We start from the raw sequence: 24,003 nt of genomic DNA on the forward strand, positions 1-24,003 counted from the left end.
ATAAGTAAAGAAATCAAAAAGTTAACGTAATGAATTAAAGTACTTTGTTACTATAACATTGGGATATCATACCATCCATTCATTCTCCTTACAGGAACATTACAATTTTGTAAGGTAAAAAATGCACCTACAAAGTTGTGCACGAAATGTCGGATGGAGCTATTTCGTTCCTGCTATTCTATGTACAGAGGAGGTCATAATATGGATTCACTTAAAAATATGAATGCTGCAATGCGCTATATTGAAGATAACCTTACGAATGAAATTGATTTTAAAGAAGTTGCGAGGCTAGCTCTTTGTTCTGAGTATCACTTTAAAAGAATGTTTTCGTTTTTAGCAGGTATATCACTATCTGATTATATTCGCTGTAGACGTCTTACTCTCGCTGCCTTTGAACTAAAAAACAGCAATGTAAAAGTCATTGATATCGCTATAAAATATGGATACAACTCACCAGATTCATTCGCTCGTGCATTTCAAAACTTGCACGGTATAACACCTTCAGAAGCCCGAAATAGTAGCCATTCTTTGAAGGCTTATTCACCAATGACCTTCCAATTATCCATTCAAGGAGGAAATGAAATGAATTATCGAATTGAAGAAAAAGAGCCATTTCGAATTATAGGTATTACAAAACGAGTACCAATCGTTTTTAATGGTGTAAATGAAGAAATTGCTTCTATGTGGAAAAGTTTAAATCCAGAGTCCATTGAAATGTTAAAGTCACTTTCAAACATGGAACCGAATGGAATTATTAGTGCTTCTACTAACTTTTCTGAAGGAAGAATGGAGGAAAAAGGCGAACTCGATCACTACATTGGAGTAGCCACAACAAAGGATTGTCCAGAGCAATTCGCGCAACTTGAAGTCGCAGCTTCAACATGGGCTATATTTGAAGCTGTCGGTCTATTTCCTGATGCATTACAAAATGTGTGGGGGCGTATTTATTCTGAATGGTTCCCTTCTTCGAACTATGAACTAGCGGAAGGACCGGAAGTATTGTGGAATGAACAGAAAGACATATCTTCTCCAAACTTTAAAAGTGAAATTTGGATACCGGTTTTGAAGAAGTGATAAAAAAACAAAGCTGCTCTTCCCTAAAAGGAAAAGCAGCTTTATTTACATTTTCAACTCTTCTTTATAAATACTATATGACTTTATTGTTGATACGATAATACATATTAATATGATTCCAATCCCCATAAAAATATTAAATGGATCTGGAAGCAAAGCCCCGGCATATATACAAAGTGAACCTATTACAAATACCCTCGAAGCAAATCTATGTGTTTTTCTCCAAACTACAGGATTTTCTAATGTCCAGTCCATTCGAATGCCTACTAACCCGTTCGGCTTCGTTTGTTGCATGTAATTACCTAGTACAAGAAACAATGTTCCAAGTCCAAAATTAAATGCAATTGAGCCCGATGCAATATAATTAGACGCTGCTAATAGTGCAAATATGTTACATCCAAATCCGATAAAGAGAATGGCATAATTAATCGCTGAAAGAACTTTGGATTGCTGTGTAGACTTATCTTTTATGAATCCAAAAACTAGCCATATCATATAGAGCACTACCATACTACCTATCGAGAATGAACTTGCTTCTATTTTAGAAAAATATCCATCTACTACTCCTGCTGCATTATAATGGCGTGGAATTTGTTCTGGTAAATATGGCCATACAATATACCATCCAATTGCAATGCCAATAATTAAACTCCATGGTACTACGTGTCTTTTCATCCTCTCTCCCCCATAATTTTTTATTAGGCCCCTATTTCTTTTTTATAAGCAATATATGAATATCCCATCGTTAATCCTACTGCACCAATAATAATTCCAACCATTACGAAAGATTTCCACGCCACTGGTGCAAAAACACTTAAAATCATAATGATCCCCAATGCAACAAACACCTTTCCGCTAAAACGTTGCGTTTTTCTCCACACTTCTTCGTTACTTAATGTCCACGGTGTTTTTATACCTACAAAGTAGTTTGGTTTACATTGTGGTAAATAGTTTCCGATGACTATAAATAAAATACCCACTAATAATTCCGGCACGCGATTAATGAATAAATTGTATCCTAATCCACTTGTAATAATATCTATATTCCCTACAAATAGTAGCAGTAGTATCCCGTTATTCATCATCATAAAAGCTTTAGAAAACTTCTCGTAGTTCGCTTTCTTTGGATCAATCTTTGGTAACACGTTTAGAAAAATATATAAAACAATCATAATTCCAACCATAGAAAGCATTCCATACAATTTAGAAGAATATCCATCTACTTTACCGCCGCTCCAATGCGTTGCAATTGTATCCGGTAAATGTGGCCAAGCAAACGCCCAAGCTAAACAAGTTATAACAATTAATAAGATTGCAAAAAGATGCTTTTTCATTTCCCCTCTTCCCCCTTATTCGTAAATGTAAACACCCAAGTCAATAAATCTTGAAAGACCGTTGTGTTTAAAGAGTACATAACGAATTGCCCTTTCTTTTCATCTTGAATAAGTTCAGCATTTTTAAGTGCATTTAAGTGGTGTGAAATACTTGGTTTTGTCATATTGAAATGTTCAGCAATCTCACCAGCGGTTAGATCGCCTTCTTTTAATAAGTCTAAAATTTTTCGCCTTGTTGGATCTGCTAATGCTTTGAATGCTTGATTCAATGTCTTTCTTCCTTTCGATAATTAGACATTTAGATATTTATCTAAATATTAAACCAATTACCGTTATTTGTCAATTTCATCCAGCGCCCTTTTTACTTTTCTCACTTTTAACCTATACTGTTTACTAGCTTATCTTTCAACATAATGAAAAGACTTGAAACACATGATACACTATAGCTACAATTGTTTTTTTGAGGAGGAATATACATATGTATAAAATTTTAATCGTTGAAGACGATCCAAATATTTCATCATTACTGCAATCTCACATTCAGAAGTACGGTTATGAGGCTGTGGTAGCGGAGAATTTCGATGATATTATGGAATCGTTTAACGCAGTGAAACCACATCTTGTTTTACTTGATGTAAACTTACCGAAATTCGATGGTTTCTACTGGTGCCGTCAAATTCGTCATGAATCTACTTGTCCAATTATTTTCATTTCAGCGCGTGCTGGTGAGATGGAACAAATTATGGCAATTGAAAGCGGTGCGGATGATTACATTACAAAACCATTCCACTACGACGTTGTAATGGCAAAAATTAAAGGACAATTACGCCGTATTTACGGTGATTATGCACCAAATATTTCTGAACGTATCGTTGAAGTAGAAGGTTTAAAACTATTCCCTGAACGTCCAGAAATTCATTTTGGATCTGAACAAGTTCTTTTAACGAAGAAAGAGGCAATTTTAGCAGAAATGTTATTATCTAAATTCCCTCGTACAGCGAGCCGTGAAGATTTATTAGCTGCGCTTTGGGATGACGAAAGTTTCGTTGAGGAAAATACATTAAACGTAAACATTACACGTCTTCGTAAAAAGTTTAATGAGCTTGGCATTGAGAACTCTATTGAAACAGTACGTGGACTTGGATATCGCTTTAACGCAACTTGGAGTGAATAAGCATGAAGCTATTTTTACGTGATCATTTTGCATTTTTTCTACTGTACGTATTAAACTTCGGTATCATTTTCGTTCTTTATGATGCAGTAGACGGATTTCAAAATAATAAATTTTACTTCGTCGTTTTAAGCCTATACTTATTTATTTGTTTCCTCGCTTATCGTTACGTTCGCAATCGTAGAATGTACCATAGATTAAGTGAGCAACCAGAAAAAATGGAAGATGCGTTTATTGAAAGAGCAACTGCTCCGATGCCTCACGGTGTCAATGAACTCGTACGTACGCAGTACCGTTTATTCCAAAAAGAACTACAATCGTATGAAGTAAAACAACAAGAACATCAATTATTCATTAACCATTGGGTACATCAAATGAAGACACCTGTTTCTGTTATGCAGCTTATGGTGCTAGAAATGGAAGACGAGCATTTAATTCCAAAGTTTAAAAAAGAATTAGAGCGTCTAAACCAAGGGCTTGATATGGCTTTATACATGGCTAGGTTAAATAACTTCCATGAAGATTTCCATGTCGAGACGATTTCATTAAAAGATACGGTAACAAAAAATATTAACGGATTAAAAGAACTATTCATTCGTAATGGTGTCTTCCCTGTTTTAGAAGTCCATTCTGATTTAAAAGTTGCTTCTGATGCGAAATGGCTAAAATTTATCATCTATCAGTTAATGACAAATGCTGTTCGTTACTCTGGGGAACGCGGAAAGAAAGTATTCTTATCTGCTTACCGAAACGGAAAAGATATTATTTTAGAAGTTCGCGATGAAGGTGTTGGTATTCCGCAAGAAGATATTCGAAGAGTATTTGAACCATTTTACACTGGGAAAAACGGTCGCGCGTTCGGAGAATCTACTGGTATGGGACTTTATATTGTAAGTAAAATTTGTGATTATTTAGGTCACTCTGCCAAACTAGATTCTGAAGTTGGTAAAGGAACGACGATTAAAATCATCTTCCACAACGCTGCAAATAATCAAGCAGAACATACGGAGAAGGTGACCGAAGCATGATCGTAACATATGCAAGCAAAATGTATGAGAACTCACTCTCATACATTTTTTGCAATACAACTACTTCTATATCTTCTAGCCGGAGGTATAATCTATGACATTTTGGCAATTTGCATTTAAAAACGTCACGCGCAACTCAAGAGCTTATTTTGCTTACTTTGTAAGTAGCTCCTTTTCCATTGCTGTGTTCTTTTCGTTTGCTGTTTACTTATTCCATCCGAAATTACAAAACTTTGACATGACCTCTGAAATTTCAGGATTAATGATATTTTCAGAAGTTATCATTGTCTTGTTCTCGTTCTTCTTTCTACTTTATTCAATCGGATCGTTTTTAAAAGTTCGGAAAAAGCAATTTGGTGTGTTAACCGTTTTAGGTATATCAAAAAAGCAATTACATCGGCTCATTTTCACTGAAAATATGTTAATTGGTATTTTATCTATCTTTTTCGGCATGCAGTTTGGACTTGTCTTCTCGCAGTTTTTCTTATTAGTAACAGCGAAAATTACACATCTACCAGGGATATATTTATATATCCCTACGAATGCTTTCATTTTAACAATGATTGTGTTTCTTGGTCTCTTTATCGTTGTATCTTCATTTACACCCATGCTAATTCGTACGAAAAAGACAGTAAACCTTTTAAAAACTAATGGTAGGAAACAAAAGGAAAGAAAACCATCCATATTTATCTCTCTATTTGGTGCTATCTGTTTATTAGGTGGTTATATTTTAGCTGGAAACCCTAAATATTTCTTCTCAATAAACTCGCAAGTAGGCGTTATATATATGGTTTCAAGTATTTTCGTCATTCCAACGCTCGTTACAATCGGAACATATTTTTTCTTTTCTCAAATTAGTTTCTTACTTATTTATATTTTAAAGAAAAGAAGAAAGTTTTATATGAAACGGATTAATATGCTGTGGATTTCGGATTTAGCAAGCCGCATCCGAACGAATATTAATATGCTGTTTATTGTAGCGATGCTATCTACAATTGCTTTCACAATGATTACGTTTCTATATGGAGTCGGAAAGTTTACAAAGCTAGAGGTTACGCGAAGTTCACCTTTTCCATTCTCTTATTTTTCTTATGACGCAAATCCTTTTGTGAATGATCATTTAAATTGGCTTGAACAACAATTACGAAAAGAGAATTTCTCTTATAAAAAAATAAAAGCTGATTTATATGAAACACCACTGAAAGAAGATGAAGGCATAACAGCTTATAATGACATATACGCAATAAAACAAAGTGACTATAATAAACTCGCAGCTTCCCTGCAAATGAAACAACTATTCATGAAAGATAATGAAGCATATGTCTTAACAGGTAGCGCTTATGTAACCTTATTCAGCGAATTTGAGCCAAGCTACAATAGAAAGTCTATTACACTTTCTAGTACAAATACGCAATTACAAGTAAAGGGCTATGAACAAGTAGGGGCCATTCCATCTAACTTTTCATACCAAACTTTAATTTTACCTGACGCTGTTGTAAACAACTTACCAAATACAACAAAACACGTAACAGCGTACAATTATAACGTACAAAATTGGGAAAAGACTTATGAAATTGCTGATGATTTTATGAAAAAAATACAAAGAGATCGACAGAAATTCCAATACGAAGGCCCTCTTATTCGCTCCTATGAATCAGCAGGTTCATTATACAGAATCACATCTGGTAGTGCCGCGTACTTCCTAATCGGGACATTCTTAGGTGTCATTTTCTTTATTGGAGCAGGGAGCGTTCTTTACTTCCGAATGTATACAGATTTAACGAACGAACAAGAAAAGTATGTAGCAATTTCAAAAATTGGGGTAACAGGTGCAGAGATGAAAAGATCTGCAACCATTCAACTTAGCATTTTATTTTTCGTTCCGTACGTTATGGCGTCCATTCATACAATGTTCGCAACAAAAATGCTTCAAGACGTAATTGCCTTATCACTATTCAAGGAAATTTCAGCTGTTCTTATTATTTTTGGCGTAGTTGAAATCGTCTTTTTCTTATTCATTCGTTCCTTTTACATGCAAAAGTTATCAGAGTATACAAATGGTTAAATTTTATGCATGTATTTAGTAGGGGGAAAGGGTATTTCTTATATCCTTTTCCTCTTCATCCTACTAGGAGGCTAGGCAAATGACATTTTGGCAGTTTGCATTTAAAAACGTGACGCGGAACGCCAGAGCTTATTTCGCCTATTTTGTAAGCAGTGCGTTCTCCATCGCAATCTTTTTCTCATTTGCAGTTTATTTATTTCATCCTAAATTGCATATGACAGACGTAAATTATTCTCTGAACATATTAATGACAATTTCAGAAGTTGTCATTGTGTTCTTTTCATTTTTCTTTTTACTGTATTCAATCGGGACGTTTTTAAAAGTACGAAAAAAACAGTTCGGGATTTTAACAGTACTTGGCATATCTCAAAAACAATTAAAGCGACTCATATTTATAGAAAATATGTTAATTGGTGCTCTTTCTATATTTTTTGGCATTCAACTTGGAGTTGTCTTTTCACAGTTCTTTTTATTAGTTACCGCCAAAATTACACACGTACCTGGTTTATATTTATATCCGCCTACAAGTGCTATCGTTTTAACTATCATCATCTTTCTTGGGCTCTTCATTCTCGTATCATCTTTTACACCGATGCTCATTCGTACGAGAAAAGCCGTACGTCTTTTAAAAGAAGGAACACAACAAAAAGAAAGAAAAGCATCCGTGCTCATCTCTCTATTTGGTGCGACGTGTTTAATATGTGGATATGCGTTAGCCGCAAATCCGTTGTATTTTATGTCGCTAGGTGACATCATTGGGCTTTTATATGCCGTCTCTAGTATATTTGTCATCCCATCGCTTATTGCAGCTGGAACATACTTTTTCTTTTCACAAATTAGTTTTTTACTTATTCGTATTTTAAAAACGCGAAGAACGTTTTATATGAAACGAATTAATATGCTTTGGATTTCGGATTTAGCAGCGCGCATTCGGACAAACATTAACATGCTCTTTATTGTAGCGATGCTATCAACACTCGCTTTTACAATGATTACATTCTTATACGGTTTTGGGAAATTTACAAAGTTTGATGCAATTAGACAAAACCCTTTCCCGTTTACGTATTTATCGCATACTGAAAATACATTAGCTGATGAACATTTAAACTGGTTAGAGCAGAAATTTAATGAAGGGCACTTTACTTATACAAAATTTAAAACGGATATATATGAGGTATCTTCAGCTGAAGATAACACGCAGCTCTATTACGCAATTAAACAAAGTGACTATAATGTACTTGCTAAAGCATTAAATTTGGAAAAACTCACGGTAAATAAGAATGAATCTTATATTCTTATGAAAGACTTAGATGATCAAGTTATTGGAACACTTCACAATGAAGAAAAGAAAAATACTCTTACACTTACTCAAAACAATTTACAACTACAAGTGAAAGAATATAAAAGTTATAGCCCATTCCCAAACAGCTTAATATACCAATTACTCATACTATCTGATGAAAATGTAGAAGCCTTATCCACAGTTTCCAAACAAATGAGTGTATATAACTTCAAAGTTACAGATTGGGAAAAAGCACATAATATCGGTTCATCGTTTATAACAAAAATCCATAACGATAATGCAGCAATTCAAGCAGAGCACCCACCTTTCCATGCAAGTGAAGCGAGCGATTCTCTATATAAGAAAAAACTAAATGTTGCCTCATTCTTCTTAATTGGTACTTTCTTAGGTGTTATTTTCTTTATCGGTGCTGGTAGTGTTCTTTACTTCCGAATGTATACAGATTTAACAAATGAGCAAGAAAAATATATAACGATTACGAAAATTGGCTTAACTGAGACTGAAATGAAACGTTCAGCGACAATTCAGCTTGCGATTCTTTTCTTCGTGCCTTACATTATGGCATCAATCCATACGATGTTTGCGACAAAGATGCTACAAGAAATATTACATCTCTCGTTCTTCGCTGAAATTACAGTCGTACTTATGATTTTTGGAACAGTTGAAATTTTATTTTTCCTTTTAATTCGTTCCTTTTATATGCAAAAATTATCACAACACATTAAGTTTTAAAAAGTAGAAAGGTGATTACTATGGAAGAAGTATTACACATAAAAAACGTCTCAAAAGTATATGAGGGAAAAGTCCCTCATACTGCTTTAAAAAATATAAATTTACACGTGGATAAAGGTGAATTCGTTGCCATTATGGGACCATCTGGTAGCGGGAAATCTACATTTTTAAACGTTATCTCTACAATCGATTCTCCGACTTCTGGTGATGTCGTGATTAACGGAAAAAAACCGCACACATTTCGTAGAGAGAAGTTAGCTATTTTCCGCCGCCAAGAGTTAGGATTTGTTTTCCAAAACTTTAACCTACTAGATACACTAACAATCGGTGAAAATATCGTACTACCTTTAACATTAGATAATGTTCCATTAAAAGAAATGGATGAAAAGCTTGATAACATTTCAAAAAAGCTTGGAATTGATCATATTTTGGACAAGCGTATTTTTGAAGTTTCCGGGGGACAAGCACAGCGTACCGCAGTAGCACGTGCTGTCATTCATCATCCTTCACTTCTACTTGCCGATGAACCGACAGGAAACTTAGATTCAAAAGCGGCAATTGACGTAATGGAGCTATTTACGAAATTAAATAAAGAAGAAGATGCAACGATTTTAATGGTTACCCATGATCCGTTTGCAGCAAGTTATTGTAACCGTGTTATTTTCATTAAAGATGGAGAGCTTTACAATGAACTACACCGCGGATTGTACCGTGAGAAATTTTATCAAGAAATATTAGATGTTTTAGCATTATTAGGAGGAAGACGTGGATGACATTTTGGCAATTCGCATTTAAAAATGTCTCACGTAATTCGAAAGCATATTTCGCCTACTTTGTAAGTAGTGCGTTTTCTATCATGGTTTTCTTTTCATTTACTGTATACGCGTATCACCCGCGGTTACAAAGTGTACAAAGTTTCCAAGAACGTGATCCTCTAATGAACTTAGCTAGTACAGCACAGCTTGTGATTGTTATGTTCTCGTTCTTCTTTCTCTTATATTCAATTGGAACATTTTTAAATGTACGGAAGCAGCAATTCGGGATACTCACCATTCTCGGTATCTCACAGAGACAATTAAAGAGACTGTTATTTACTGAAAATATGATAATCGGGATATTGTCTATCTTTATCGGCATTCAAGGTGGACTTGTATTTTCTAACTTTTTCTTATTAGTCACTTCGAAATTAACAAACGCGAAAGGTCTCTATTTATATTGGCCAACAGAAGCGATTATCGTTACAACCGTAACGTTTATCATCTTATTTTTAATCGTTTCTACATTTACACCAATGTTTATTCGTACTCGAAAAACAACGAAGCTTATTAAGGGCGTTAACAAAGAGAAGAGCGAAAAAAAACCATCTATACTGATTTCACTATTTGCTTTAACTTGTTTAGGACTATGCTATTATATTGCTGGTTATCCGCAAGGCTACATAACGGAAAAAAATGCACAAAATGGATCTGTATTCTTAATTATGCTATCTATTTTACCGCTTGTAGTAGTTGGGACGTATTTATTTTTTTCACAAACATTTCTTCTCTTTATCTATATTTTAAAGAAACGAAGAAAGTTTTATTTAAAACAAATAAATATGTTATGGATTTCAGATTTAGTTTCTCGTACACGCAGTAATATTAATGTACTCTTTATTGTTTCTATGCTATCTGCACTTGCATTTACAATTATTATCGGGTTATTTGCTGCAAACAATAATACGAAAGCACCCATACTAGAACGATATCCAATACCATTCACCTATACATCAGAAGGTGTTAATGCATTTGAACAAAAGCATATTACTACGATTGAAACTGAACTTACAAATGCTAATTTTCAATATGACAAATATAAGTTTACCGTTTTAAAAGATACAGCTTCAAAAGAATCAATTGCCATTATGAAAATGAGTGATTATAACGCAATAGCACAGCAATTAAACAGACCAAAAATCACTCTCGATTCTTCACAAGTTTATAATATTTCTCGCTATTCACCAGTGTTATTAAATCTCGTGTCTAACCCATTTGCGAAGCAGAACACGATTACACTTGGCTCTAATAAAAAGGAATTTCAAATTAAAGGTTTTATTAATAGAGGAATTGAGCCTCCCTTTGCATTACCTCACTTAATTGTGATGCAAGATGAAGTAATTGAAAATATGATTCCTCATATTGAAACAATTACAGTCTATAACTACTTCGTGGAAAATTGGGAAAATGCAATTGTCCCAACAAAAAATATATTAAAAAGCTTAAATCATGATGCAGAAACCTTGTATGAAGCACATAAAAATGAAGAAGATTTCATTAAACCATTTTATATTTATACAGCTACGGATGAACTCGTTCATAGTAAAGGAAATGCAGTCGCTCAATTCTTTATTTGGGCATTTCTCGGCTTTATTTTCTTTATCGGAGCAGCTAGTGTTTTATATTTCCGTATGTATAATGACTTAACAACTGAAAGACAAAAGTATATTACGATTACAAAGCTTGGCTTAACTGAATCAGAAATGTTTCGCTCTGCAACGATTCAATTAGGAATTTTATTTTTCGTTCCTTATGTCGTTGCTGGTGTTCACACATTATTTGCAGTTAAGTTTTTACAAAGCATGTTTTCTTTCTCCTTATTAAAAGAGACATGTATCGTACTCACCTTTTTCGGGATTATCGAGATCATTTTCTTCTTCTTAATCCGTTCTCTTTACATTAATAAATTATCACAGCATATAAAAATATGAATAAAATAGCCTTGTGCAATATGCACAAGGCTATTTTCAATAGTTTTTAATAATTAGCAGCAATATCCGCCGTAGCCGCCAGCATAACCGCCATAACCACCATAGCCACAACCGCCGCCTCCGCCGAAGCAGCTAGCACCGATGATAATTAATAAAATAAACAAAACAATTAGAAGCGCAAAACCGCCTCCGCAACCATGTCTGCGGTTACAATCATCATGTCTGTGTTCACACTTTTCGCTCATTACCCTATTCCTCCTTTAGTATCATTCATAACAAGTTCACCTTGCTCTAAATGAGGGGATTCCATTTATATTATGTTTTCAGGGCGAATAGGAAGCTTGGCTTACCTAAAAACGGGCTTGTTTTAGGAATTGGGCTTTATTAAAAAGCGAATGAGCCTTATCCAGATGTAAGCATAAAACATTTGACATACTCTTAATTTCTTACTAATATTTAATTGAACGACCAATCAATTTTTTGATTATACATTCAAATCATATAAATTAGGAGTTGAATAGCGTGACTGATTCTTTTATTGCAGAGGCTAGGCGTGAACAAATTATTCTTGCATGTATTGATACATTAGAAGAGGTTGGATATAACAACTTAAGCTTAACGAAGGTGGCAAAAAAGGCTAAGATTAGTACCGGACTTATTTCTTATCATTTTAATGATAAGCTTTACCTTATGAATCGCACATTACAATTTTTAGTTGCCAAGCAACATGAATTTATTAGTAATCGAGTGCTATTAGCTCAATCTGAAATAAATAAACTAGAGGCTTTTATTGAAGCGCATTTGGCTTATCAAGAAACTCATTACAAAAATAATATTGCCTTAATTGAGATTGTCTTTAATGCAAGAAATGAAGAGAACGTTCCTTATTACAGAATCGAAGACGACGAAGAGGAGGATGCTCTTAGAACGATGTTATTAGATATTTTGAAGACTGGTCAACAAAATGGCGTGTTTTCCGATTCTTTCCAAACCGACACATTAGCTTCATTTATTTTAGGAGCAATCGAAGAAAGAATGCTGAAGGCAAATTCATCTATATCCATAGAAAATTACTCAGATGAGCTCATAAAAATGGTGAAGAAACTCACTGTTTAAAACATGCCTTGATTAAAAAAATATATATGAAAGGATGAACTACACATGAAAAAGGCATCTGTCATTGGATTAGGTTTTTTAGAAAAATTACTTGCTATAGTAAGCCCAATCCTTTTAGGAATTATTGGATATTTTTCACCTAAATTAATAGAGATTATAAAAAAGATTCCTCTCTTTTCTGATTCAAAAATTATAGAACTTTTAAATTTTATTAATCCCTTCTGGCTTCCTATTATCCTCATGCTAATTGGTGTTATTGCAGGAATTTTATTTTCTTTAATTATTTATAGTGAAGCTTTAAAAATGAACATTACTTCGGAAAGCATTCACGTGAATAAGGACGATCAAAAGAAACAAATCACCAGATTAAATGTAAAAGCCGTTTTTGTAGATAAGCGTCAAGTGGTTATCATTGATCAAGAAGACCGAGAATGGTTACGTGAAACATCTGACATTACCCCAAGCAAAATTAAAGATACTTTCTTAATGCACGGCTTCCCCTGGGTGGAACAAGATCCTTATAAACATGAGTATAGCTTATGGAAATTAGAGGATGAGCGATTTAATAAAAGCATAAATACTATTTTGTATGAAAGACGCAATGCCCTTCGAGAAGGAAACTCTAAAAAAAAGAAGCATTTACGCAAAGATTTGAATGAGCTAGGAGTCTTTGTCAAAGACGATGGAGAAGATCAGTATGTCCGTTCCATTAAGTAATAGAAAGCACAAAAAACGAATAAAACCTACAGAGAAATTACATTTCCTCTGTAGGTTTTATTCGTTTAAATCTGATCTCCTCTCCTAAAGAAACATATTCAACAAAAGAGCAAAACCAAATGCAATAAATGATAACAATGTCTCGAGTACCGTCCACGTTTTAAACGTTTCCTTCACCGTCAAACCTAAATACTCTTTTACAAGCCAGAACCCTGCATCATTTACGTGAGAAAACATTAATGAACCTGCACCGGTTGCAATAACGAGAAGCTCTAAATTCACACCAGACATGTGCTGAATAACTGGTGAAACAATCCCTGCTGCTGTCGTTAATGCTACTGTAGCTGAACCTGTTGCAATTCGAATTAAACCAGCTACCATGAAAGCTAATACGATTGGTGATAACGAAATATGTTCTGCCATTTGTGCAATAGCTGTTCCAACGCCGCTTTCAATTAATATTTGTTTAAATCCACCGCCTGCACCAATTATTAAAATAATAGAACCGACAGGCAATAAACTTTCATCTGTTAATTTTTTAATCATCTTTTTATTAATACCTTGTTTGATACCAAGTAAATAAAATGCTACGAAACATGAAATAAGTAAGGCGATTACTGGACTTCCTATAAACACGAAAAATTCAGTCAATTTTTTCGGTAATGAAATATATGGTGCAACTACTGATAAAATCATCAATACAACTGGTAGTAAAATAATAAAGAATGAAACTTTACGACTTGGCAAATCAGTTGAGACAGTCGTAACCCGAATAAGCTCTGGTTCATTTTCAGGTATCACCCTTTTATGTACCCACTTTGCAAATATCGGTCCTGCGATAATGGCTGTTGGTAACGCGATAATTAATGAATATAAAAGTACCTTTCCTAAGTTCGCGTTATAAATACCGATTGCTGTCATCGCCCCTGGATGCGGAGGCACGAGCCCGTGAACAATAGATAATCCTGCAATGACAGGTAACGCAATTAATAATATATTTTGCTTCGTCGTTTTTCGAATGGAAATAACAAGTGGTAATAAAATGACGATCCCCACTTCAAAAAACACTGGAATCCCTATAACAAATCCTGCAAATAACATAGCCCAAGGTAGTTTCTTTACACCGAAAAATCGAATAAAGAAATCTGCCACTTGCATGCCGGCCCCTGAATCGGACATCATTTTCCCTAAAATTGTTCCGAGAGCTAAAATACCAACTAAATGCCCTAGTACACTACCAACACCAGTTTCATAGGCAGTCACTATTTTCGTTAAGTTCAGTCCAGACATGATAGCTAAAAACAAACTCGCAACTGTTAAACTAATAAATGCATGCCATTTCCACCATGATACCCCTAAAATAACAATCGCAATTGCAAGTAACGTGACGATTAATAAGTATATATCCATCTCCCATTCTCCTTACTTTATAAAAAAAGAGGGAAAATCCCCTCTTTTTTATACGTCATAATTCACTACATAATGCTGCATTTCTGTATTGTAGTAGCCTTCGCTATATTCAATTACTTCGCCAACTTCATCGTAAGAATAACGCATGCGTTTTAATAGCGCTGTCCCCTCTTTTTCACCTAGCGCTTCTGCAACGAAACTAGGCGCGAGTCCAACAGCGAATTCATCTCTGAAGTTTTCTAAATGAATACCTCGGTCTTCAACTAAATCATAAAGCGATTGCAAGTCAAAATCCGATAAATCTGAACTTGCCATTCCTGCTGAGAAATAGTGCGTATAATGAATGTACGGTGCATCATTTAACGTATATAAACGTTCAATACGAAAACTCTCCTTACCGAATAATCGAAATGGCACTGTTCCTTCTTCATTCTGCACAATTTCTGCTTTTAGCAATTTCTTCTGTACTTTATATCCTTCTTCCACTAACACTTCAGTAAATTTCTTACCCTTTGACAGTTTTGTCGCAGAAGTATTGCGGATGACTTTCGTTCCTTTACCGCTTTTCTTTTCCAAATATCCTTCTTGAGCGAGTTCTTTAATCGCATTTCGCACTGTAATTTTACTCACTTTGAACTCTTCTTCTAACTGCGGTTCGGAAGGGATATTCGTATGAATCGCATATACACCATGCAATATTCGATCACGAATAATATTTTTTATTTGCAAATATAATGGTCCTTTTTTTCTCGTTACGTTCACCGTTACACCCACTACCTTTCTACATCACCTACTGATGCCGTCATTGCCCGAAGTATATCCTTCTCTGATGACATTGGCGTATCACCGACGATTGTATGTGCTAGCATTCCAGCTGCTGACGCAAATGAAACAGCTTTCTCTGGTGCGAACTCCTTTATCTCGCCATGAATAATTCCGCTCGTATAAGCATCTCCAGCACCTATTCTATCATATACAGAAAACGTAAGTGTTTTTGCAAAAGTGAACGTTCCATCTTTACATATAAACCCGCGAAGCGAATGTGTATTATCACTGTTAATAGAGCGATGAGTACCAGCGATTGTAGCGATATGATACGTTTCAGCTACCTTTGGAATAAGATCAACAAGTTGCGCCTCTCGCTCCGTTTCTTCGGTTTTTATTCCTAAAACAAACATTGCATCTTTTTCGTTCATCATAACGATATCAGCAAGTCCCAGCATTTCTTCATAATGCGGTTTTGCCTGTTCATATCCGTCTTCTCCCCAAAGTGATGGACGATAATTACAATCAAAAACGACGGTTCCTCCGTTTTCTTTAACTGCTCTCGCTAAAGACTTCATATGATGGCGCACCGTATCATTCATCGCAAGTGTAATACCGCAAAAATGAACGATATCAATTTCCTTAGCAATTTCTTCAAATTGGTATATCTCTTCAGACGCCGTATTGAAGCTACTTTCTAGTCGATTCGAATACGTAACGCGGCTTGCACGTGCACCGAATCCATTTTCTAAAAAATACATACCTACATATTTACCACCTCTTGAAACAAGAGAAGTTTGAATTCCTAACTTTTGAATGTAAGATACAGCTGCATCTCCAACCGAATTTTCCGGTAAAGTTGAAATAAGAAGCCCTTCATGCCCTAAGTGAGAAAGTGCCGCTACAACGTTCACACCTGTACCTGAAAATGAGTAATTTAACGTGTTAGCTTGCGACAACAATTCATATCCAGGTACTTGCAGGCGCATCATTACTTCGCCGAATGCTGCAATTTTCTTACGCATATTGATCAACTAGCTTCTTCACGACTGCTAATAATTCACGCACATCTTCTACTTTCGTGTTACCAGTTTCTTTATCAATAATAGAAGAGTACACGTGCGGGATAACTTGCTCTACATTTGCCTCAAGCGCAATACGTACAATTGTTTCGAAGTTTTCTTTATCAATTCCGCCTGTTGGCTCTAATGCGAATCCTTCTTCCGCACAAGCTTTCGCAACTGCGCGATATTCTTCTTCATGGGCTAGCCCTTTCATCGGGAAGTACTTCAATGAATTTCCGCCCATATCACGTACAAGTGCAATCGCTGTTTTAATTGGAACGATTGCTTTTTCTTCTCCAGCCGCACTAATTGGGCCAGTAGAAATATTTACGTAACCTACTTTTCCTGTTGGCGATACTAAACTATTAATCCAGCTATCTTTTTCGCCAAGATTTGCACGTGTCGCTCCAACTGAAGGAAACACTTGGTTAATATGGCTACCAGGATAATGCTTCGCAATTTCAGCCACAACTGCCGCTTGGCGATTATCTCCTGCGCCTAGTCCGATTGATACAGCGTCATCAATTTCTTTTCCATATGCTTTCATAGCTGTAACAGCTTCTTCTACTGTTGGATAGTCTTTTGATAACACTCCCACTACTACATAACCTTCTGCTGCTTCAAAAATATCTTTCGCATTTTCTATATTGTTTGCCAATACATTTAATGCTACGCGGCCTTTATAAAAACGTTTTTGAATGTTTGTCATTTTAGTTTCCCCCTACAATTTCTCTCATTTTTTCTTCAATTACATGTATGTCATCACCTTGAAGTGGACGTGGATCGATATCAAAGAACCCTTGTCTTACTCCGTAATCACGTGTGTAAATTGCAATTTCCCCGTCGCGTAATGCAGCCACAACGTCTTTTGCCGATTTATTTAACTCTTTTTCGTTAATATGAATACGTGCTCTAAAGATTGCTCTTCCAGCTTCATCTTGAACGATCGTTACATTTACACCATTTAATTCTTTTAGCGGCATAAGTACTTGTAGCAATTCTTTTTCTTGCTCGCTCTTATCTTCTTTTACTCCGTACTCATCAAGTGCTTGAAGTAAACCAAAAGTTGTTTCTTTCCCAACTTTCATGCTTCTTCCGATACAATGTAATTGCACTTTCAGCCATTCAATATACTTTCTTTTACCGCCCACAATACCAGAAGTAGGTCCTTCAATTGCCTTTGAACCGCTATAAATAGCAAGATCTGAATACTTCACATATTTTTGAATGTCTTCTTCAGCTGCTGCATCCACGATAAGCGGTACTTTATTTCGCTGCGCAACTTCCCATGCTTCTTCAACAGAAATCATATTTTTTTGCACTGCATGATGTGATTTCACATACAGAATCGCTGCTGTATTTTCACCAATTGCATCTTCAATATGCTCTGCTTTCCCTTCATTTGCATAGCCAACTTCTACAAGTTTACCGCCGCCTAAGTAAATCATCGTTTCAACAGGAGCACCGTATTGAACGTTATGACCTTTTAACATAATCACTTCGTTTTTCGCGATTACTTCTTGATGAAGTCTTTCACTTTTACGGCGATTTCCTTCTGTAACGATACCAGCGATAGAAAGCGCAATTCCGCTCGATGCTGAATTCACAACGACCGCTGCCTCTGAATCTAGAATTCTCGCAATATGGTCTCCTGCTTTATCTACTAAATCAGCAATTTCCACATAATTTTGTCCACCATGTTTCATCGCATCCATTACCGTATCTGTAGGAGCAGATACACCTAAAATACTCATTCTACCGCTCGCATTAATTACTCTTTTTAATCCGTACTTAGCATTCAATGAATGACCCATTAATTACAACCCCTTTCGTATCAATCCTTCTTTCAGCAATGCGCTGATCCCCTTCTGAATCAATTAACGTAACCTTCTCATCTTTAACCGTAAATAAAGTTAAGTTTGCAATATCTCCTTCTTGAATACGGCCAAGCTCTGGTTTCTTAAGCCACTCTGCCGCATTTTTCGTAACCGCATCAATCACTTCTTCTAGCGGATAACCTAAGTAAAGGAATTTCGAAAGAACATGAGCCATACTATACACTGGACCGTGTATACGGTTCTTTCGGTAAATATCTGTACTAATTGTATGAAAGGCAATACCGTGACGCTTCGCTGCTTCTGCTACTTTAAAAGAAAAACTAGCATTACCGTGACCAACATCTAAATGTACGCCGCGATTCACTGCATCTAGTAACACAGGTAGCGGTTTCCCTTCTTCATCAAATAAATTATTTTCTTTCCCGTTTAAGTAATGTGTAATAACATCATCTTTTTCTAAAAGAGGTACAACTTCCTCAATGCGAGGAGGCGCTGAACCGATATGTACCATAATCGGTAATGATGTTTCACGGGATAAAGAGCGCGCTACATGCAGCGGTTCAATTCCACTATCACAAACGACGCTTTTACTCATTCTCGCCTTTAACCCAACGATTACATCTTTATACTTTTCTACTGCTTCTATCACTTTCTCTTTATCTATCCATTCCATATTGGATAATTCATCAATTCGTTTCAAACCGATGCGAGAAATATTTAAAAAGGCAAATAAATTTGTCTTTGCCTGTTCTCTACTTTTTACTAAATCTGCAATGCGATCAGCTCCGCAGCTACCCGCATCAACAATTGTCGTTACCCCTTGCTTAACGCCAATTTCATCCACTTCATCGCCATACGGATCAAACTCTGGAAAAGCATGAACGTGTAAATCAATCCAGCCACTCGATACGTAAGTACCAGAGCAATCAAGAACCTTTCCACCCTCACCAGCACCAGCTTTCGTCACCTGTGCGATTTTATTATTTTCAATTACAATGTCAATCTCTTCCCCGTTCACACGTTTCACATTACGTAGTACGAATCGTTCTGTCATTGTACTTCCACCCTTTTCTATAAGAAGCCATAAGAATACGCTTACATTAAAGTTTCATTTTTATATCTCTTTCACACGTTTAGCGTAACACAAAAAAAGGGAGAAGTAAATATAACGTTATAATGTTTAAGTGCCAATAATGGAGGCCATTAGCATTTCGTAAATTTTATATGTTAAGACATTTCTCCGTCATAAATAAAAAACCAAAAAGCACTTAAATTGATAGGCTTTTTGGTGATAGATAAATTTATAAAATGAAACTTTAATCAGTGTGGATTAGCCTTCACCAACTTTTGAGGTGGAAGCCTTACTGCCCGCCAATAGCGGGCTAGAACTAAACAATTGAATTATTAATTAACCAATCAGTAAATAATTTATTTCCTTCACACTCATCTAGATCTTTTGTACGAACATGGAGAATTTCATATCCATATTTATCATAGAATGGATACTTAGAAAATTGATGAATTGATAAATCATCATAGTAAGAAATATCAAAATATACTACCCATAAATTTTCATTACATACTTTATAAGCTACAGCCTCATATGTAAAAACCTCTTCTATATCCCTGTAATAAAATAAATGCATATGAATCGAATCTTCAAAGTTATATTTTTTCATAGATATAAGCTCCTTAGACATTATCTAAAATATTTATGTGCACCGACATTAGGAGGACTATGATAATGTAAAATAGGACCTTTTCCATCAATATAATGATAATCTATGGCAAAAACTCGGTTACCAGTAGCTTTAGAACGTACTTGTATTATCATTCCACCCTTAGCTGCTTCTAAAATATATTGCTTCGGAGAATTGAGTGCCTTTTGTACATATGGACGCGCAACCGCCCAGGCTTTATCCGCAGCAGTTCTACCTACTTTTGAAACTAATACTCTTAATGCACCAAGAACAATAGCCGGCAATATTTCCTGCTTAACAACCAATTCGCCAGTAAAAGGATTTTTTTCAACAACAGATTCAACCCTTAGTTTACTTCCTCCTCTAGTTGTAAAAAAACAGGGTCATTTACTAAAAAATCATACTCTTTTTCAAAGTTTTCAAAATCGAAGTCAGAAGTATCAACCTTTGATAAATCAATGCCTAGATTAATTTCAGGGATATACTCCGTTACAATACCATCATCTTCCGTTTCAATACTTGCATCAGCAATTGATGGTAAAGTAAAGCTCAGCAATAATGCAGCAGAAATCATCCCCTTGATAAATTTCTTTTTCATCTACCATTCTCCCTCCTAAATATATAACAGCAGAAAACAATAAAAATACACTTTTATTATCTCGCAATTCAAATAGTAAAACATTCAGAAGAATTAAACTAATCTATTAATAACCATCAATATTTGTTACTATTAATTTGCATAAAACAATTATTTAATGACATTTAAAATAAATCTCATAACTAATTCATTCGGTGCAAATATAGAGCAATTTATATAATTAATAATTCCTTTTCGTTCCTATTTCAAGCAAACGCCTTTATCAACTGCTTAAAAAGAATGTTCTTAAATCTCATCGATATAAGAAGGTGACCATTTTTATAATCCGATATTGTGTATAAAACAACGATAAAGCATAGACAAGTACCTAATAAAAAAATCGCACTTTAATAAACTTTTTTAGCACTCCTACTTTTACTTGCTAGTTTAAAAACAACTATATTTCGTATCCATTGATTTATTTCGCTAGCTTGATAGGCATATGACCGGGGCCAATCATGAAAAAAAGCTATCTACTTCAGATAGCTTTTTCTCTATTCCTGAACCGTCACAATAACCCCATCCATATTGTTCCCGGAAATTTCATACTGCTTGTTTGCTGGAACGTTCACTTTCATATTCTCAGAAACTTTATAATAAGAAACAGTATATTTCTTACCTTCGACTTCAGTTGAAATCTCTTTTTCCTCTTTTAAAAACCCTAAATATTCCTCTAGTGTGAAATTCTTTTTTTGCATAATTGCGCTATGAGGTAAGCCTACATAACGTATATGCCATGGCTCATATTGAATGCCTGTAATGTTACTTTTATTTTTCGGATAACGTAATACAAAGCCATGCTTCCATACGTTCTCTTCAATCCATTTTCCTTCAGGCGCTTTCTCCATTTTCTTTTGAGTAGACCCAATGTCCAGTGATAATCCTAAGTTATGTTCACTGTATCCTGCTGGAAGTGCATAATCAGATCCCATTTTTTCATATAGCTGTTTTTGCTCTTGGAAATCTCTATAGCCACTACTAATCAAAAAATGGTTAACACTTTCTTTTCCAGCCGCATCGACAACGTTCAAAAACTTTTTCACAACATCCTTTGATAAACGAAGATTTCTATCAAATATTACATAGCCTCTCACTAATTCACTATTATGATTTACATTTATAATATCAGACCTAATACTATCTTTTTTTACTGGGTAATCCCTGTTAACTAATAATAAATCGCCCTTATAAATTTGTTCCTTCGTAATCTCTTTCCCATCGGTGTTTGCCGCCTTTACTAGCTCATCTTTCCCGACAATTTTAACGTCGATTTCCTTTTGAAATAACGGTGATATATAAACGCCTACACATACTGTGCATACTATAAAAAAAGAAATAAATACCCACTTTTTCATTTCTAGTTCCTCCTTAACGTAACTTACGTATAGAATAGAAAAAACTATTAAAATAAAAAGTGGGGTAAAGTTTAAATTTTTATTAAATTGTTACATTCTCGTCTTTTGGCAATCGTACTTCAAATATCGTTCTAACTACATTGCTCTCAGCAGAAATCGTACCGTTATGTTGCTCGACAATATTTTTCGCAATAAATAGTCCAAGGCCTGTCCCGCCACGGTTCTCAGTTCTTGCTTTATCACCTGTATAGAACATATCAAAAAGATACGGTAAATCTTCTTCCGGGATGCTATCTCCGTAATTCATAATTTGTACGACAACTTCTCCATTATCAACATACCCATTCATATCAACAAATTGTCCATCATAGCCGTAACGAACGGCATTTGTTAACAAGTTTTCAAATACTCTAGCTAACAATTTTCCATCACCGTGCATCGGTAAATGAGGAGCCACATTCAATCTAGCTTCTAAATGATGTTTTTCTAATAACGGATACAATTCCTCCTCTAACTGTATAAGCAACTCACTTATATCAATCGGCTTTTTATCCAGCTTTAGCATGCCATAATTCATACGTGTAATTTCAAATAGCTCATCAATTAAACTTTCCAGTCTTTGCGATTTTGTATATGCAATTGTGGAGAAATGTTTAATTTGTTCTTTTGTTAAATTTTCATCTTTAAGAATTAAATCTAAATATCCTAACACGGATGTTAATGGTGTTCTTAAATCATGAGCTAAATTCACAACAAGCTGATCTTTACTACTTTCAGCAAAGTCTCCTCTTTCAACAGCTTCTTTTAACTTTTCACTTGCAACATTTATTTCACGCGCGATATTTCCAAACTCATCATTTGATGAAACTTGAACTTTATTCGTAAAGTTACCGTTCGCAAGATGATGAATCCCATTAGAAATTTCATCAAAGTATTTTAAATACGGTTTTGTCAAAAAGAAGAAAAAGATAATAGATAACGGAATAAAGAAAATTAAAAAGAAATTAATGTCTCCAAATTCCCTTACCATTGACCTAAATTGTGCTAAAGGCTCTTCGTAGCGAACCATCGTTTTATAATACAGCTGCAATCCTTTATAAATTATATAAGTTACAGTTGCTGCAAGTACCATACTTAACGCAAATAAGGCAATCATTTTAAATCGAAAACTTTTCATCATATTAGCCATTAAAAGTATAACCTACTCCCCACACTGTTTTTATTAATTTATCCTTTCTTTTATCTTCTCCAAGTTTCTTCCGCAACGTACGAATATGTACCATTACTGTATTTCCACCTTCATAATAATCGTCTGCCCATACGTGCTGAAAAATATTTTCTACATTGTACACTTTCTTCGGATGACTCGCTAATAAATATAAAATATCAAACTCTTTCGGCGTTAATTCAATTTGCTCACCATATACATCAACCGTCCTACGCTCGGGATTAATTACGACTCCGCCTATTTCTAAAGCAGATTTACTCTCCGCTACTTTCGGTTGATTTAACGTAAAAAACCTACGCAGTTGTGCATTTACACGTGCAACTAATTCAATCGGTGTGAAAGGCTTCGTCATATAATCATCCGCGCCTAGTACAAGACCTGTCACCTTATCAAAGTCCGAAGTTTTCGCGCTTAAAAAAATAATCGGCATATGATGTTTCGTGCGAATTTGACGCGTCACCTCATACCCATCCATTTTCGGCATCATAATATCTAAAATTACCAAGTCGATTGGCTGCGTTTCAATAATATGAATTGCCTCTTCTCCATCAGCTGCTTTCACGACGTGGTACCCTTCTTTTTCTAAATGTATCTCAATTAAATCAGCAATTTCTGCCTCATCATCCGCTATTAAAATTGAAATGCGCTTCATTTTACTCCCCCTTTTTCATTCCATTTTTATACGCTCGATTGTAAACTAGTCTATCCAATTTGTACAAT

23 protein-coding genes and 2 pseudogenes are annotated in these 24,003 nt (G+C 35.1%); 10 read left to right on the top strand and 15 right to left on the bottom strand.

From position 1 onward, the window contains the following. The first annotated feature begins 201 nt into the window (after window positions 1–201). The gene (locus tag C3Y97_RS24425; protein ID WP_136363684.1) at window positions 202–1,074 is read left to right on the top strand and encodes an AraC family transcriptional regulator; all 873 of its coding nucleotides are present in this window, start codon (window positions 202–204) and stop codon (window positions 1,072–1,074) included. 45 nt (window positions 1,075–1,119) lie between these two features. Here C3Y97_RS24425 and C3Y97_RS24430 read toward each other — a convergent pair whose 3' ends face one another. The 3 genes from C3Y97_RS24430 to C3Y97_RS24440 are packed head-to-tail and all read right to left on the bottom strand — an operon-like array spanning window position 1,120 to window position 2,677. Then, window positions 1,120–1,749: an SdpI family protein gene (locus C3Y97_RS24430; RefSeq protein WP_000820683.1), complete on the bottom strand. Its 630-nt coding sequence runs from the start codon at window positions 1,747–1,749 to the stop codon at window positions 1,120–1,122. Window positions 1,750–1,772: 23 nt separating this feature from the next. Beyond that, on the bottom strand, window positions 1,773–2,408 hold the full coding sequence (locus C3Y97_RS24435; protein WP_136363685.1) for an SdpI family protein: 636 nt from the start codon (window positions 2,406–2,408) through the stop codon (window positions 1,773–1,775). Further along, window positions 2,405–2,677 (bottom strand): autorepressor SdpR family transcription factor, encoded by a 273-nt coding sequence (locus C3Y97_RS24440; protein WP_001070523.1) that lies wholly within the window; start codon window positions 2,675–2,677, stop codon window positions 2,405–2,407. Before C3Y97_RS24440 ends, C3Y97_RS24435 begins: the two co-directional genes overlap by 4 nt. 209 nt (window positions 2,678–2,886) lie before the next feature. On the opposite strand from C3Y97_RS24440, the gene C3Y97_RS24445 reads away from it, so the two are divergent. The 6 genes from C3Y97_RS24445 to C3Y97_RS24470 all read left to right on the top strand — a co-directional run bounded on the left by C3Y97_RS24445 (window position 2,887) and on the right by C3Y97_RS24470 (window position 11,453). Continuing rightward, complete coding sequence (locus C3Y97_RS24445) at window positions 2,887–3,582, top strand: response regulator transcription factor (protein WP_000276738.1); 696 nt, start codon at window positions 2,887–2,889, stop codon at window positions 3,580–3,582. 2 nt (window positions 3,583–3,584) lie between these two features. After that, on the top strand, window positions 3,585–4,607 hold the full coding sequence (locus C3Y97_RS24450) for a sensor histidine kinase (RefSeq protein ID WP_121868473.1): 1,023 nt from the start codon (window positions 3,585–3,587) through the stop codon (window positions 4,605–4,607). A 94-nt stretch (window positions 4,608–4,701) separates the two neighbouring features. Then, window positions 4,702–6,672: an FtsX-like permease family protein gene (locus C3Y97_RS24455; protein ID WP_000145047.1), complete on the top strand. Its 1,971-nt coding sequence runs from the start codon at window positions 4,702–4,704 to the stop codon at window positions 6,670–6,672. Window positions 6,673–6,751: 79 nt separating this feature from the next. Continuing rightward, complete coding sequence (locus tag C3Y97_RS24460) at window positions 6,752–8,707, top strand: ABC transporter permease (RefSeq protein ID WP_000145009.1); 1,956 nt, start codon at window positions 6,752–6,754, stop codon at window positions 8,705–8,707. 20 nt (window positions 8,708–8,727) lie between these two features. Continuing rightward, on the top strand, window positions 8,728–9,480 hold the full coding sequence (locus tag C3Y97_RS24465; RefSeq protein ID WP_000393250.1) for an ABC transporter ATP-binding protein: 753 nt from the start codon (window positions 8,728–8,730) through the stop codon (window positions 9,478–9,480). Further along, window positions 9,477–11,453, top strand: coding sequence for an FtsX-like permease family protein (locus C3Y97_RS24470; RefSeq protein ID WP_000144951.1), 1,977 nt, complete (start codon window positions 9,477–9,479; stop codon window positions 11,451–11,453). The genes C3Y97_RS24465 and C3Y97_RS24470 overlap by 4 nt, the downstream gene beginning before the upstream one ends. Window positions 11,454–11,506: 53 nt before the next feature. Here C3Y97_RS24470 and C3Y97_RS24475 read toward each other — a convergent pair whose 3' ends face one another. Next, window positions 11,507–11,698, bottom strand: a complete 192-nt coding sequence (locus C3Y97_RS24475; protein ID WP_001290392.1) for a YjcZ family sporulation protein — start codon at window positions 11,696–11,698, stop codon at window positions 11,507–11,509. 277 nt (window positions 11,699–11,975) lie between these two features. On the opposite strand from C3Y97_RS24475, the gene C3Y97_RS24480 reads away from it, so the two are divergent. Beyond that, window positions 11,976–12,569 (top strand): TetR/AcrR family transcriptional regulator, encoded by a 594-nt coding sequence (locus tag C3Y97_RS24480; RefSeq protein ID WP_000132248.1) that lies wholly within the window; start codon window positions 11,976–11,978, stop codon window positions 12,567–12,569. 45 nt (window positions 12,570–12,614) lie between these two features. After that, complete coding sequence (locus C3Y97_RS24485) at window positions 12,615–13,286, top strand: YqeB family protein (RefSeq protein ID WP_000710350.1); 672 nt, start codon at window positions 12,615–12,617, stop codon at window positions 13,284–13,286. Window positions 13,287–13,370: 84 nt separating this feature from the next. Here C3Y97_RS24485 and gntP read toward each other — a convergent pair whose 3' ends face one another. The 8 genes and pseudogenes from gntP to C3Y97_RS28390 form a co-directional block, all read right to left on the bottom strand. Further along, a complete protein-coding gene (gene gntP, locus C3Y97_RS24490; RefSeq protein WP_136363686.1) occupies window positions 13,371–14,696 on the bottom strand; it encodes a gluconate permease GntP in 1,326 nt (441 codons plus the stop codon). 48 nt (window positions 14,697–14,744) lie between these two features. Beyond that, complete coding sequence (locus C3Y97_RS24495) at window positions 14,745–15,470, bottom strand: GntR family transcriptional regulator (RefSeq protein WP_000539278.1); 726 nt, start codon at window positions 15,468–15,470, stop codon at window positions 14,745–14,747. After that, window positions 15,470–16,486 carry a sugar kinase gene (locus tag C3Y97_RS24500; RefSeq protein WP_001227516.1) on the bottom strand — a complete coding sequence of 339 codons (1,017 nt, stop codon included), beginning with the start codon at window positions 16,484–16,486 and terminating at the stop codon, window positions 15,470–15,472. The genes C3Y97_RS24495 and C3Y97_RS24500 overlap by 1 nt, the downstream gene beginning before the upstream one ends. Next, window positions 16,479–17,234 carry a 2-dehydro-3-deoxy-phosphogluconate aldolase gene (gene dagF, locus C3Y97_RS24505; RefSeq protein ID WP_000181907.1) on the bottom strand — a complete coding sequence of 252 codons (756 nt, stop codon included), beginning with the start codon at window positions 17,232–17,234 and terminating at the stop codon, window positions 16,479–16,481. The genes C3Y97_RS24500 and dagF overlap by 8 nt, the downstream gene beginning before the upstream one ends. Before the next feature lies 1 nt (window position 17,235). After that, complete coding sequence (locus tag C3Y97_RS24510; protein ID WP_000510099.1) at window positions 17,236–18,339, bottom strand: DgaE family pyridoxal phosphate-dependent ammonia lyase; 1,104 nt, start codon at window positions 18,337–18,339, stop codon at window positions 17,236–17,238. Next, entirely contained in the window at window positions 18,317–19,417 is a 1,101-nt protein-coding gene (locus C3Y97_RS24515; RefSeq protein ID WP_000139930.1) for an amidohydrolase/deacetylase family metallohydrolase, read from the bottom strand. Before C3Y97_RS24515 ends, C3Y97_RS24510 begins: the two co-directional genes overlap by 23 nt. Before the next feature lie 334 nt (window positions 19,418–19,751). After that, window positions 19,752–20,042 (bottom strand): DUF3986 family protein, encoded by a 291-nt coding sequence (locus C3Y97_RS24520; protein WP_000760464.1) that lies wholly within the window; start codon window positions 20,040–20,042, stop codon window positions 19,752–19,754. Between the two features lie 20 nt (window positions 20,043–20,062). Next, a pseudogene (locus C3Y97_RS28390) lies at window positions 20,063–20,661 on the bottom strand (hypothetical protein). A gap of 198 nt (window positions 20,662–20,859) precedes the next feature. Between C3Y97_RS28390 and C3Y97_RS28510 the strand changes: the two are divergent. Further along, window positions 20,860–21,051: pseudogene (locus C3Y97_RS28510) on the top strand (hypothetical protein); the annotation flags it as partial. Window positions 21,052–21,194: 143 nt separating this feature from the next. On the opposite strand, the gene C3Y97_RS24530 reads toward C3Y97_RS28510, so the two are convergent. The 3 genes from C3Y97_RS24530 to C3Y97_RS24540 all read right to left on the bottom strand — a co-directional run bounded on the left by C3Y97_RS24530 (window position 21,195) and on the right by C3Y97_RS24540 (window position 23,935). After that, window positions 21,195–22,055 (bottom strand): D-Ala-D-Ala carboxypeptidase VanY, encoded by an 861-nt coding sequence (locus tag C3Y97_RS24530; protein WP_000759407.1) that lies wholly within the window; start codon window positions 22,053–22,055, stop codon window positions 21,195–21,197. Between the two features lie 82 nt (window positions 22,056–22,137). After that, a complete protein-coding gene (locus C3Y97_RS24535) occupies window positions 22,138–23,244 on the bottom strand; it encodes a sensor histidine kinase (protein ID WP_000002598.1) in 1,107 nt (368 codons plus the stop codon). Beyond that, window positions 23,237–23,935 (bottom strand): response regulator transcription factor, encoded by a 699-nt coding sequence (locus C3Y97_RS24540; RefSeq protein WP_000822487.1) that lies wholly within the window; start codon window positions 23,933–23,935, stop codon window positions 23,237–23,239. Before C3Y97_RS24540 ends, C3Y97_RS24535 begins: the two co-directional genes overlap by 8 nt. Window positions 23,936–24,003: the final 68 nt, after the last annotated feature.

The organism is Bacillus sp. DU-106 (assembly GCF_004799705.1).
In the GTDB taxonomy this organism is placed as follows: domain Bacteria; phylum Bacillota; class Bacilli; order Bacillales; family Bacillaceae_G; genus Bacillus_A; species Bacillus_A cereus.